Origin of the sequence: Bradyrhizobium sp. in8p8 (assembly GCF_000426845.1) — a bacterium.
GTDB lineage: Bacteria > Pseudomonadota > Alphaproteobacteria > Rhizobiales > Xanthobacteraceae > Bradyrhizobium > Bradyrhizobium japonicum_C.
Genome location: NZ_AUGD01000005.1, coordinates 132,923 through 145,555 on the forward strand (window position 1 = coordinate 132,923; position 12,633 = coordinate 145,555).

A 12,633-nucleotide genomic window follows, 5' to 3' on the forward strand; every position below is an offset into this window, starting at 1 on the left:
CTCTTGTCCTCAACTCGCTTTGGGCACGAACGCGCCCGGCGGAATGTGGCCCTCGACATAGGCATGCTGGAGCGCATCGAGCTGCACCCACAAGACGTTGGTCTTGAAGATCAGCGCGTTGCACACAAGCGCGCGTTGCTCCGGCGTCGTGGCATGCGTCTTGACGTAGTCGAGCGCGAAATTGGCATCGCGCGGGGCCTGCGTCAGGCGCCGCTTGAAATAGCTCATGATGTCGGGATTGACGAAGTCGTAATGCTCCAGCATGCCCGCGATGCGCTCTTCATGCAGGTTGGGCGCGAACAGCTCGGTGAGCGAGGAGGCGATCGCCTCCAGCGGGCTCTTCTCGCGGCAGTAATGGACATAGGCCTCTACTGCGAACCGAGTCGCGGGCAAGATGCCTTCGGTCGATTCCACGTAAGCCGTATCGAGCCCGAGCCCTTCGGTCAGCTTGAGCCAGCGCTCGATGCCGCCTTCGCTGCCGACGTCGCCGTCATGGTCCTCGATGCGGTGGCGCCATTCCAGGCGCGTGGCGCGGTCGCGGAAGCGCGAGATCACCACCGCGTCCTTGATCGGGATGGTGCTCTGGTAATAGTAGCGGTTCAGCGCCCAGGCCTGCACCTGGCCCTTGTTCAGCTTGCCGCCGTGCAGGAGCTTATGGAACGGATGCAGGCTGTGATAGCGCGTCGCGCCGATATGCCGCAGCGCCGCCTCCAGCTCCTCGGCCGAGCCGAGCCTGATGTCCTTGCCGATCGAGAGCGCGGTCATTCCAGTCAGTGATGCGGCATTCACAGCACGATCTCCGTTCCGTCGGCGGGTATCTGCCAGCCCGCCTCTTCAGTGGCTTTCCGCTCGGGTGACGCGGGCAGCAGCGCCGGGTTCGAGTTGTTGATATGCAGAAATATCTTCCGGTCGATAGCAAGGTCGGCAAGCCGCGCTATGGCGCCGCCCTCGCCGGACATGGCGACGTGGCCCATGCTCTTTCCGGTCTTGTGGCCGAGGCCGGCCCGGATCATCTCGTCGTCGCGCCAGACCGTGCCGTCGAAGAACACCAGCGCGGCGCCGTCGATCTCGGCCTTGAGCGCGTCGGTCACCTCGGCGCAGGCCGCAATGAAGTAGAAGCACTTGCCGGTCGCCTTGTCGGTGATCTTGAGCCCCAGCGTATCGCCATCGCCGTTCTCGCCGCCCGGATGCGTCTTGCCTTCCAGATACCAGGCCGACTTGCCCGGCACCGCGAAGGCCATCACCTCCAGCCCCGAGCGTGCGCCATCGGTGAGGCGCGGCTCGAAGGGCTCGCGGATAGAGATCGGCTGTCGCCGCACGTGCTTCTCGTTCAGCACGTTGAAGATGCTGTTGCTGGCAAGGATCGCCAGCACTTTCTCATGCGCATAGATGGTGAAGGGCGAGCTCTCGCGCATCGAGAGCAGGCCCGCCACCGCATCCACTTCGCTGTTGGTCAGGATCACGCCTGCAATCGGCGTGTGACGCAGCGCGCCCGCCCTGGGGTGCAGCTGCGGCGTTGCATTCAATTGCTGACGGAGATCGGGCGAGGCGTTGATCAGGAACCAGTGCTCGCCGTCGCCGCTGAAGGCGACCGAGGCTTGCGTACGGTGCAGCTCATGCCCGCCGCTGCGGGCCGCACGGCAGCCGTCGCAACCGCAATTCCACTGGGGAACTCCGCCGCCGGCTGCAGCGCCCAGGACGACGACGCGAAGCATGATCCGTCTCCTGGAGGGAACATGCGCGGTGGATCTCAGGCCGACGCAAATGCCGACACAGATTGTGTCTTTCGGAAACGCGTCGTGACTGAAAGATCCACCGGCGCAGAACGCGAAATCGCAAACCGCTTACTTGCGGGTTGCGCTCACATACATGTTGATTTCCATGCCACAGGGCACTTCGACGATCTTCGGGGCTTTCCATGCCATTTCGGCTCTCCATCTTTGCGAATTCGGACGTGTCCGCCCACGGGTTAAAGTAATGCGGGCTGAGAAGTTCGCCAGTGAAATTTTCCCGGACGTCGCTAGTCCATCTGCTGAATTGCTGCACTGCAAGAGAGCGTATTGCGGCCGTAAAGGTAAGCGACGACATTCCTAAAACCCAGATGGGTCGTGATCCCTGTCGGGATAAACGAGTTGTGAGTATAGAACGGCTTTCAATCGGCGACAGGCGACCCCATTGGACCAGGCATGCCCAGATATTTCTTCAACACCCGTATCGGCGACGAACTGATCGTGGATCCTGAAGGCGAGGACCTGCGCAACCCCGATCGCGCCTGGGAGGTCGCCCGCCAGATGATCCTGGAGGTGGTGAAGTCGGAGGGCACCCAGCGGGCCCTGCTCGAGGCGGTGATCGAGGTGACGGACGCTGAAGGCGAGATCGTGCTCGAGTTTCCCTTCACCGAGGCCCTGCTGGACCTGCCGGACCAGTCAGCGACGAGGCATTAGCTGCGGCCGAGGGCCGGGGGGAGCGCAGCTCCCTCCATCGTCATTGCGAGGAGCCCTTGCGACGAAGCAATCCAGACCGCCTCCGCGGCGGCAGTCTCGATTGCTTCGCGGAGCCTGTCATCGGGCCGCGCTTCGCAGCAACGACGGAGGTACTCCCGCGAAATCCGCATGACTTTGCCGTGTTCCCGGCGCTAAAAGGACGCCGATCACACGGAGCAAGCCATGCAAGATCTCTGGCGCCTGTCAGCCGCCGACCTCGCCGCCCTCGTCAAATCCAAAAAGGTGTCCGCCAGGGAGGCCGCGCAGGCTGGCCTTGCCCGGCTCGATGCCGTCAATCCCAAGCTCAATGCGGTGATCGATCACCGGCCGGAGGACGTGCTCAAGCAGGCCGATGGCGTCGATGCCGCCATCGCGCGGGGCGAGGACCCCGGTGTGCTTGCCGGCGTGCCCGTCACCATCAAGGCCAATGTCGATCAGGAAGGCTTCGCCACCACCAACGGCCTCAAACTGCAGCGCGACGTGATCGCGCGCGAGGACAATCCGGTGGTCGCCAACTTCCGCAAAGCCGGCGCCATTCTCCTCGGCCGCACCAATTGCCCGGCCTTCTCCTACCGCTGGTTCACCACCAATCTGATCCACGGCGACACCAAGAACCCCAGGGATGCCTCGCTGACGCCGGGCGGTTCCTCCGGCGGCGCCGGCTCCGCGGTCGCGGCCGGCATCGGCCACATTGCCCACGGCACCGACATCGCGGGTTCGATCCGCTATCCCGCCTATGCCTGCGGCGTGCACGGCCTGCGTCCCACGCTCGGCCGCATCCCTGCTTTCAATCCCGCGCTGCCGGAGCGCCCGATCGGCCCGCAGATCATGGCGGTGTCGGGCCCGCTGGCGCGCACGGTCAACGATTTGCGCATCTCGCTTGATGCGATGTCGGCCCGCGACATCCGCGATCCCTGGTTCGTGCCGGTGCCGCTGCAGGGCCCCGCTCGGGACAAGCGCGCCGCGCTCTGTCTCAATCCGGGCGGCCTTGCCACCACGCCGGAGGTGAAGGCCGCGGTGAGCGATGCCGGCAAGCGGCTCGAGCGGGCGGGCTGGACCGTCGACGTCATCGAGGACACGCCGCCGATGCGCGAGGCGGTCGAATGGCAGATCAAGCTCTGGCTCGGCGACGGCTACGAGGCGCAACTCGAGGCGGCCGAGCGCGAGGGCGATCCCGGCGCGCTGGCCTGTCTGCGCGGCAACCGCAGCAGGGTCACGCCGATGGATCAGGCAAATTACGCCAAGGCGCTGACGCGGCGAGCCACGCTGACCCGCGAATGGATGTTGTTCTTCGAGAAGTACGCCGTGCTGCTGACGCCGGTCTCGGGCGAATTGCCGTTCCCCGATCATCTTGACCGCAAGGACGACGAATCCTTCAAGCGGGTCTGGGAAGCGCAGCTGCCGCAGATCGCAATTCCCTTCATGGGTCTGCCCGGCCTCGTGGTCTCCACGGGCCTCGTCGGCAAGGCACCGGTCGGCGTGCACATCGTCTCCGGACGTTATCGCGAAGACCTTTGCCTGCTTGCCGGCGAAGCGATCGAGGCCGGCGGCGTGCCGCCGTCGCCGATCGATCCCGTGGACTAGCGATGACGGCCATCTACGACTTCAAGGCCAACTCGCTTGCCGGCGAGGAGATCGCCCTGCGCCGGTTCGAGGGACAGGTGCTCTTGATCGTCAACACGGCGAGCAAATGCGGCTTCACGCCGCAATATCGCGGCCTTGAGGATCTTCATCGCGATCTCTCCCCGCGCGGCTTCTCGGTGCTCGGCTTTCCCTGCAACCAGTTCGGCGCGCAGGAACCGGGACCGGCGAGCGAGATCCAGGAGTTCTGTTCGACCCACTACGAGGTCACCTTTCCCCTCTTCGAGAAGATCGACGTCAACGGGCCGAAGGCGCATCCTCTGTACGAATACCTCAAACGCCAGCAATCAGGGCTTCTCGGCGCCTCCATCAAATGGAATTTCACCAAATTCCTGGTGGACCGTGCCGGGAAGGTGGTCGCGCGCTACGCGCCGACCGCACGGCCCGAAGGATTGCGGCAGCAAATCGAAACACTGTTGTGAGCGAGACAATCATGAGCGACGAATTTCCCGACCGCCTGTCGGTCGATCCGAACAGCCCCTACTACAACGCCGACATTCTGGCGCGCGACGTTGGCATCCGCTTCAAGGGCATCGAGAAGACCAATGTCGAGGAATACTGCATCAGCGAAGGGTGGGTCCGCGTCACCGCTGGGAACGCCAAGGACCGGCACGGCAATCCGCTGACCATCAAGGTGCACGGCCCGGTCGAGCCGTACTTCCGGGACAAGAAGTAGTTCCTGAGCGCGCACGGGCTCTCTCCGCGTCATTGCGAGGAGCGCTTGCGACGAAGCGATCCAGACTGTCTCCGAGGATGCATTCCTGGATTGCTTTGCTCCGTTCGCAATGACGAACACAACCGCCGAAAGCTCATCCCATGTCCGTCCGCATCGTCGACGTCCGCGAGATCACCAAGCCGATCTCCTCGCCGATCCGCAACGCCTATATCGATTTCAGCAAGATGACGACAAGCCTCGTTGCCGTCGTCACCGACGTCGTGCGCGACGGCAGGCGCGTCGTCGGCTACGGCTTCAATTCCAACGGCCGCTACGGACAGGGCGGCCTGATCCGCGAGCGCTTTGCTTCGCGCATTCTCGAAGCCGATCCGAAGTCGTTGCTCGATGAAGCCGGCGGCAACCTCGACCCCGACAAGGTCTGGGCCGCGATGATGACCAACGAGAAGCCGGGCGGTCACGGCGAGCGCTCGGTCGCCGTCGGCACGATCGACATGGCCGTGTGGGATGCAGTGGCGAAGATCGCGGGCAAGCCGCTGTTCCGCCTGCTCGCCGAACGTCACGGCGTGACCGCCGATCCGCGCGTCTTCGTCTACGCGGCCGGCGGCTACTACTATCCCGGCAAGGGCCTGTCGATGCTGCGCGGCGAGATGCGCGGCTATCTCGACCGTGGCTATAACGTCGTGAAGATGAAGATCGGCGGCGCGCCGATCGAGGAAGACCGCAAGCGGATCGAGGCCGTGCTGGAAGAGATCGGCAAGGACGCGCAGCTCGCCGTCGATGCCAACGGCCGCTTCGACCTGGAGACGGCGATCGCCTACGCCAAGATGCTGCGGGACTATCCGCTGTTCTGGTACGAGGAGGCCGGCGATCCCCTCGACTACGCGCTGCAGGCCGCGCTCGCCGAATTCTATCCGCGCCCGATGGCGACAGGCGAGAACCTGTTCAGCCACCAGGACGCCCGCAATCTGATCCGCTACGGCGGCATGCGCCCCGATCGCGACTGGCTGCAATTCGACTGCGCGCTGTCCTATGGCCTGTGCGAATACCTGCGCACGCTGGAAGTGCTGAAGACTCACGGCTGGTCCCCCAGCCGCTGCATTCCCCACGGCGGCCACCAGATGTCGCTCAACATCGCTGCCGGCCTCGGGCTCGGGGGCAACGAAAGCTATCCCGACCTGTTTCAGCCCTATGGCGGCTTCCCCGACGGCGTCCGCGTCGAGAACGGCCACATCACCATGCCCGACCTTCCAGGCATCGGCTTCGAAGGCAAGTCCGATCTCTACAAGGAGATGAAGGCGCTGGCGGAGTAGCCCGCCTGCTGCCACACCCTCCGTCATTGGCGAGCGTAGCTAAGCAATCCAGAATCTTTCGTCGGCGACGGCCTGGATTGCTTCGTCGCGCTCCTTGCAATGATGGGAGAGAGCAGAGCGCTGCTACGACAACCGCATATCCAGCAGCCTTCGTCCTTCGCTCTTCAGCAGCTTCTTTACCGCGCTCGATGCCACGACCTCGCCGTCATTGGCATAGGCCTCGTGGTTCTTCTCGATATCGTCGAGACGGTAGAGATAGTTGACCATGACGCCGGCGGATTCGCGCACGCCCTTCGGCGAGAGGTCCCCCAGCCAGTTGATGCGCTCCAGCCGCGCGCCGTTTCCGAGGTGGAAGCGGGCGACGGAATCGATCAGCTTGCCCTTCGGCGTGCGCGCCTTGAGGAAATAGTGCGCAGCCAGCGGCTCTATCACGCTGCGGAGCAGGGCCGTTGTCTCGGGGCTTTCGAACCATCTGGGATCCTCCAGACGCTTCAGCACCTCGCGGTCCTCGTCCGACAGCGGCAAATCCTTGTCCTGCTTGATCCATGCCATGAAGCCGGGCACAGGCGACAGCGTCACGAAAGTGTCGAGCTTCGGCAATTCGCGGCGCAGCTCTTCCACCACCTGCTTGATCAGGAAGCTGCCGAAGGAGATGCCGCCGAGGCCGCGCTGGGTGTTGGAGATCGAATAGAACACGGCGGTGCGCGCGCGTTCGATCGGCAGATGCTGGCGGTCCACCGCGAGCAGGGGCTGGATCGCGCCGGGGATGGTTTCGGTCAACGCCACCTCGACGAAGATCAGGGGCTCGTCGACCATCGCGGGGTGGAAGAAGGCGTAGCAGCGGCGGTCGACCGGATCGATGCGGCGGCGCAGGTCGTCCCAGTCGCTGATCTCGTGCACGGCTTCGTAACGGATGATCTTTTCGAGGATGTTGGCCGGGGTCGACCAGTCGATCCTGCGCAGCACGAGAAACCCCCTGTTGAACCACGAAGAGAGAAGATGCGAGACGTCGCGATCGAGCGCGGCGAGATCGGTGTGCCCGTTCATCATGCCGAGCAGATCGGCGCGCATGTTGACGAGATCGCCGGTGCCACCCGGGGCGCGATTCAGGCGGCGGATCAGTTCCTGCCGCCGCGGCTCGGAGGCGAAGTGCAGTGCGCTCGCGTCCTCGTCGCTCGGCTTGGCGCGCCATGTCTCGATTGCCTTGGACAGGCGCTCCCGATCGGGACCGAAATCGCGAACCAATCCCTCGAAGAAGGCGCGGCGCCCCGCCGCATCCAGCTCCCGGTAGATGTCCAGCACCTCGCGCGCCATCGCGGTGCCGGAAGCTTCGCCCCGGCCGGACAGCAGCGCATCGCAGAGCTCGAGCAGTCCGTCGGCATCTCGTCTGGTGTCGGCGGAATCACCGCGGCGAAGCAGCGTGCGGCCGCGCTCGGAGATGGTGGCAAGCAGATCGGAGAAGAAGGCGTTGGCCATCTGGGCTTTCGTGTCAGGTTTGTGCAATGCGGGAGTTTACACAAGATTTGGGTGGAAGCCGATCACAATCAAGCGTCATTTTGATGATGTGGTACGTCTCGTCAGCCTCTTCGTCATGGCCGGGCCATCCATCCTAGTTGGAAAGTTTTTGCAAAGGGATGGACACGCGGGTCAAGCACGCATGTGACGAGCTAACCCTTTCCCGCAAACTCCGTCGGCGTCCGTCCCGTCACCTGGCGGAACGCGGCGGAGAACGCCGGCACGCTGGCATAGCCGAGCGACGTGGCGAGCTGCTTCACCGAGACGGTCGCATCCGTCGACAGCCGCTGGATCGCAGCCGCGATGCGGGCGCGCTGGCACCAGCTCTTGAAGCTCAGCTGCGTCTCGCTCGAGAACAGCCGGGACAACGTCCGCGCTGAGGTTCCCACCTCCCGCGCCAGCGTGTCGATGTCGTGCAGGCCGGTGGGATCGTCGAGCACGATCATCGCGGCGCGGCGGCAGCGAGGCTCATGCGGCAGCGGAACGAAGGTCGCGGAATCCTCGGCCTGATGCAATTCCAGCATCACGAGCCGGACTAGCAGCTCGGTGCGCTCCTCGGTGTTGCGCGTGTCGAACAGCGCCAGGATCGCCTGATTGAGCAGCGGCGAGACCCGCACCACGAATTCCCTGGTCAGGCCGTCATAGCGACACTCGCGCTTCAGCCACGATAAGTCGAAGTAAAGCGTGCGCATCTCGATGTCGGCGAGCAGGTCGATGGCGTGCTCGAGCCCGGCGGGTACCCAGACGGCGCGGTCCGGCGGCACCAGCCAGCGTCCCCCGGGCGTCGTGACCTGCATGGTGCCTTTCGCAGCATAGATCAGCTGCGCTTCGCGGTGCAGGTGCGGCTTGATCCGCATGCCCTTGGGATAGTCGCGCGCGACCAGGTGCACGCCCGCGGTGGAGCGATGGTTGCCCCGGACTTCCCTGAGGATTGGCGTTTCCAAGACAGTCATTGGCAGCATTCCGTCATGGGGAGGACATATAACTCATTTCGGAGCAGGAGAGGATTCGCAATGAACAGCCCCGGTCGGGTCATCAGTTTCGTCAACGCAGGCCATTTCATCGACCATTATGGGATGCTGATCTTTGCCGCCGCCGTCATCATTATGGGGCCGGCGCTCGGCATGGCCTATTCGGAACTCCTGCCCTACGCCACGCCGGGCTTCGTCGCCTTTGGTGCCGGCTCGCTGCTGACCGGCTGGCTCGGCGACCGCTGGAGCCGGCGCCACATGATGCTGATCTTCTTCGTCGGCATCGGCGCCTCCATGGTTGCGGTCGGCTTCGTGCAAACGCCGGTGCAGCTCGGCGCGGCGCTGCTCGCGATCGGCATCTTCGCCTCGATCTATCACCCCGTCGGCACCGCCATGATCGTGTCCTATGCCGATAGGCTCGGCCGCGAGATGGGCATCAATGGCGTCTGGGGCAATCTCGGCGTCGCCTCGTCGGCCTTGGTCACCGGCGTGATCGGCCAATACCTCGGCTGGCGCTTCGCCTTCATCGTTCCCGGGGCCGTCACGATCCTCACCGGCATCGCTTTCGCGATGAGCGTCGTGCATGAGGACCGCAAGGGTTCGAAGCAGGCCGCCGCGCAGGCGCGCGTCGCCAAGCGGGACATGTGGCGCGTGATCCTGGCGCTGCTGATCGTCGTGATCGCGATCTCGACGACCTTCAACGCCGTCACCGTGGCGCTGCCGAAACTGTTTGCGGAGCGGCTTGCGGACCTGACCAAGAGCCCGGCGCTGCTCGGGGTCATCGCGGCTTGCGTCTACGTGTTCGGCGCGATGACGCAGTACACGATCGGCCGGCTGCTCGACCGCTATTCGTTGAAGACGGTGGCTCTGCCGCTGTCGTTCATACTGGCGCCGTTCCTGTATCTGGCCGCGAGCCTGAACAATCTGCCGCTGATCCTGGTCTCGATCGGCATCGTCATGGGTGCCTTCGGGCAGGTCACGGTGAACGACGCCATGGTGGGCAAGTACACCACCGAGGAGTGGCGCTCGCGCGCCTACGCCGTGCGCTACTTCGTCGGCTTCACCGCGGCCGGTGCCTCGGTCGGCCTGGTTGCCTGGCTCTACGAGCAGGGCGGCTTCGTCACCATGCTGCACGCCTTTGCCGCGTTGTGCCTGCTCGCAATCGCCGCCGCCTTGATCCTGCCGCGAGAGATCAGGACGCCGCAGACGGCGTGAGGGCGATGCTCCCTCCGCGCGTCATCCCGGGGCGTCGCGCAGCGACGAGCCCGGGTCCATTTGTCCGCACGCTCTGCTGCCCCCAGGGATTCCGCGTTCGCGCCTGTCGGGGCGCCGGCATGCCTCCGAGACGTGGCACCCGTTCTTCACCGTCGTTGCGAGGAGCGTAGCGACGGAGCAATCCAGTATGGTTCGGCGGAGAGACTCTGGATTGCTTCGCTGCGCTCAATGACGGGAGGACGTGGGGTGGGGGCCTGGAAGATGGCAGCTCACCCACGCCACCGATGATGCCATCCTGCCCGTGTTTTGTCCGACGGAGCAAGTTTCTTCGGCGGAGCCGAAATCTCGAGCGCTTTCAACGCGCCTCTACTGTGCATGGGGTTGTTTTCGCACTTTGGTTTTTGCCGCCTCGATCTGCCGCGTGCGGCAGGAACTCCGTGCGCGTTCCGCGGGTTCTGTCCCTGCCGTCCCGACGGTTCGGGGCGGTTGAAGGGGAAACCACACCTGCATGCAGAGCCTGCTCAGACCGATCGTCATTGTCCCTGCAGCGCTCGTCTTCACCACCATGGCGGCTTTTGCCGAGGCCGGGAAAGCGGACGGCCCGTCCGAATTCCTGCTGGTGGCGCAGATCGTCCTGCTGATCGCGGTCGGCCGCGGCCTCGGCGAGATCATGATGCGTATCGGCCAGCCCTCCGTCATCGGCGAGCTGCTCGCCGGCATCATCCTCGGGCCGTCGCTGTTCGGCTGGATCTGGCCGGAGGCCCAGCACGCGATCTTCCCCAAGTCGCCCGAGCAGAAGGCGATGATCGACGGCATCGCCCAGTTCGGCATTCTCCTGCTTCTGCTGCTGACCGGCATGGAGACCGACCTCAAGCTGGTCCGGAAGGTCGGCAGGGCCGCGATCGCGATCTCGGTCGCCGGCATCATCGTGCCCTTCGCCTGCGGCTTTGCGCTCGGCGAGTTCCTGCCGGATGCGTTGCTGCCCGATCCGCAGCAGCGCCTTGTCGCGTCGCTGTTCATGGGCACGGCGCTGTCGATCTCCTCGGTGAAGATCGTCGCGGTGGTCGTACGCGAGATGAACTTCATGCGCCGCAATGTCGGCCAGATCATCGTCTCGACCGCCGTGATCGATGACACGATCGGCTGGATCATCATCGCCATCATCTTCAGCCTGGCATCCCACGGCACGCTCGATATCGCCTCGGTCGCCAAGGCCGTGCTGGGGACGCTTGCCTTCCTCGCGGTCAGCTTCACCATCGGCCGCCGCCTGGTGTTTCAGCTGATCCGCTGGGCCAACGACAATCTCGTCAGCGCGGCGCCGGTCATCACCGTGATCCTGCTGCTGATGAGCGTCATGGCCATGATCACGCACCTGATCGGCGTCCACACCGTGCTGGGAGCCTTCGTCGCCGGCATCCTGGTCGGAGAGTCCCCGATCCTGACGCGGCAGATCGACGAGCGGCTGCGCGGGCTGATCTCGAGCTTCTTCATGCCGGTGTTCTTTGGCCTGGCAGGGCTCAGCGCCGACCTCTCGGTGTTGCGCGATCCCAATCTGCTGATGCTCACCGGCCTGCTGGTCGTGATCGCGAGCGTCGGCAAGTTCGGCGGGGCGTTCGTCGGCGGCACCCTCGGCGGGTTGAATGCGCGGGAGTCGCTGGCGCTGGCGAGCGGGATGAACGCGCGCGGCTCGACCGAGGTGATCATCGCCACCATCGGCCTCTCCATCGGCGTGCTCAGCCAGAACCTGTTCACGATGATCGTGACCATGGCGATCGTCACCACGATGGCGATGCCGCCGATGCTGCGCGCGGCGCTGGCCAGGCTGCCGATGAGCAAGGAGGAGAAGGAGCGGCTGGAGCGCGAGGAATTCGAGAAGCGCGGCTTCGTCGCAAATCTCGAGCGCCCCCTGCTGGCGGTGGACGAAAGCGTCAACGCCAGCTTTGCCGCCCACATCGCGGGCCTGATCGCCGGCAAGCGCAACCTGCCGCTCACCGTGCTGCATATCGGCCAGCACGCCAAGGAGCAGGAGAAGGGTAGGGACGAGGAAGAAAGCCACGAAGCCGTGGTGAAGAAGGCCGCAGAAGTCGTGTCCGCTCGCGGCAACGGCGAGGCCGGCAACGTCGATGTCGTCAGCCGGGCGAGGCAGGCGGGGCTCGGCGAGACGATCGCCGACGAAGCGCGCAAGGGCTTCGATCTCCTGGTCGTCGGCATCGACACGGTCGTGACGACGAAGGATCGTTTCGACCGGAGGATCGACGATATCGCGGCGAAGTTCGAAGGGCCGCTCGCGATCGTGGCCGCGAAGGGCAAGCACCTGAAGCAGCCGATGCCCGACGCGCTCAACATCCTCGTTCCGGTTTCGGGCAGCAGTGTCTCCAAGCGCGGTGCCGAGATCGCGGTGGCGCTGGCACAGGCGGGATCAGGTTCGCTCCGGGTGATCTATGTCGCAACGACGCGGGACAAGGGCGCACAGCGCGGGGTTTCCGGCGGCCTGAGCCAGGAGACGGGAATCCTCAAGGACGCGAGCGATCTCGCCGCCCGCTACGACGTCGACATCACCACCACGCTGCGGGTGAACCGGGCGCCGGAGGCGGCGATCCTGCGCGAGATCGACACAACCGACGTCGATCTCGTCGTGATGGGCGTCGACCGCATCCAGGCCGATCACCTCTCCCTCGGCGGCGTTGCCGACGCCGTGCTAAGGCAGTCGAAGGTCTCGGTGCTGCTGGTGTCGAGCGGTGAGGCGCGCCGGACTCCGGCGGAGAAGGGTTAGACGGTGGTGCCGTCGCTCTCCGCAGTGATGATTGTGGTTGACCGCCGTT

Annotated in this window: 12 protein-coding genes; 7 read left to right on the forward strand and 5 right to left on the reverse strand. The window is 64.8% G+C overall.

Annotated elements, in window-relative coordinates:
* Positions 1-9 precede the first annotated feature (9 nt).
* The 3 genes from pqqC to pqqA form a co-directional block, all read right to left on the reverse strand.
* On the reverse strand, positions 10-765 hold the full coding sequence (gene pqqC / locus K408_RS0115325) for a pyrroloquinoline-quinone synthase PqqC (protein WP_433994140.1): 756 nt from the start codon (positions 763-765) through the stop codon (positions 10-12).
* 20 nt (positions 766-785) lie between these two features.
* On the reverse strand, positions 786-1,715 hold the full coding sequence (gene pqqB, locus K408_RS0115330) for a pyrroloquinoline quinone biosynthesis protein PqqB (protein ID WP_024339433.1): 930 nt from the start codon (positions 1,713-1,715) through the stop codon (positions 786-788).
* Positions 1,716-1,844: 129 nt separating this feature from the next.
* A complete protein-coding gene (gene pqqA / locus K408_RS38085; RefSeq protein ID WP_007595659.1) occupies positions 1,845-1,925 on the reverse strand; it encodes a pyrroloquinoline quinone precursor peptide PqqA in 81 nt (26 codons plus the stop codon).
* 261 nt (positions 1,926-2,186) lie between these two features.
* Here pqqA and K408_RS0115340 point away from each other — a divergent pair, with 261 nt between their 5' ends.
* The 5 genes from K408_RS0115340 to tarD all read left to right on the forward strand — a co-directional run bounded on the left by K408_RS0115340 (position 2,187) and on the right by tarD (position 6,110).
* Positions 2,187-2,444 carry a DUF6894 family protein gene (locus K408_RS0115340; protein WP_024339434.1) on the forward strand — a complete coding sequence of 86 codons (258 nt, stop codon included), beginning with the start codon at positions 2,187-2,189 and terminating at the stop codon, positions 2,442-2,444.
* Positions 2,445-2,666: 222 nt separating this feature from the next.
* Entirely contained in the window at positions 2,667-4,067 is a 1,401-nt protein-coding gene (locus K408_RS0115350) for an amidase family protein (RefSeq protein WP_024339435.1), read from the forward strand.
* Positions 4,068-4,069: 2 nt separating this feature from the next.
* Complete coding sequence (locus K408_RS0115355; protein WP_024339436.1) at positions 4,070-4,546, forward strand: glutathione peroxidase; 477 nt, start codon at positions 4,070-4,072, stop codon at positions 4,544-4,546.
* Positions 4,547-4,557: 11 nt separating this feature from the next.
* Positions 4,558-4,800 (forward strand): DUF3297 family protein, encoded by a 243-nt coding sequence (locus K408_RS0115360; RefSeq protein ID WP_029674077.1) that lies wholly within the window; start codon positions 4,558-4,560, stop codon positions 4,798-4,800.
* Between the two features lie 140 nt (positions 4,801-4,940).
* Positions 4,941-6,110, forward strand: a complete 1,170-nt coding sequence (gene tarD, locus K408_RS0115365; protein ID WP_024339437.1) for a D(-)-tartrate dehydratase — start codon at positions 4,941-4,943, stop codon at positions 6,108-6,110.
* Between the two features lie 123 nt (positions 6,111-6,233).
* Here the strand turns inward: tarD and K408_RS0115370 are convergent, their stop codons facing one another.
* Positions 6,234-7,586 (reverse strand): malonyl-CoA decarboxylase, encoded by a 1,353-nt coding sequence (locus K408_RS0115370; protein ID WP_024339438.1) that lies wholly within the window; start codon positions 7,584-7,586, stop codon positions 6,234-6,236.
* Positions 7,587-7,777: 191 nt separating this feature from the next.
* Positions 7,778-8,578 (reverse strand): AraC family transcriptional regulator, encoded by an 801-nt coding sequence (locus tag K408_RS0115375; RefSeq protein ID WP_024339439.1) that lies wholly within the window; start codon positions 8,576-8,578, stop codon positions 7,778-7,780.
* Between the two features lie 60 nt (positions 8,579-8,638).
* Here K408_RS0115375 and K408_RS0115380 point away from each other — a divergent pair, with 60 nt between their 5' ends.
* Positions 8,639-9,811, forward strand: coding sequence for an MFS transporter (locus tag K408_RS0115380; protein ID WP_024339440.1), 1,173 nt, complete (start codon positions 8,639-8,641; stop codon positions 9,809-9,811).
* Between the two features lie 508 nt (positions 9,812-10,319).
* Positions 10,320-12,584 carry a cation:proton antiporter domain-containing protein gene (locus tag K408_RS0115385; protein ID WP_024339441.1) on the forward strand — a complete coding sequence of 755 codons (2,265 nt, stop codon included), beginning with the start codon at positions 10,320-10,322 and terminating at the stop codon, positions 12,582-12,584.
* Positions 12,585-12,633 lie beyond the last annotated feature (49 nt).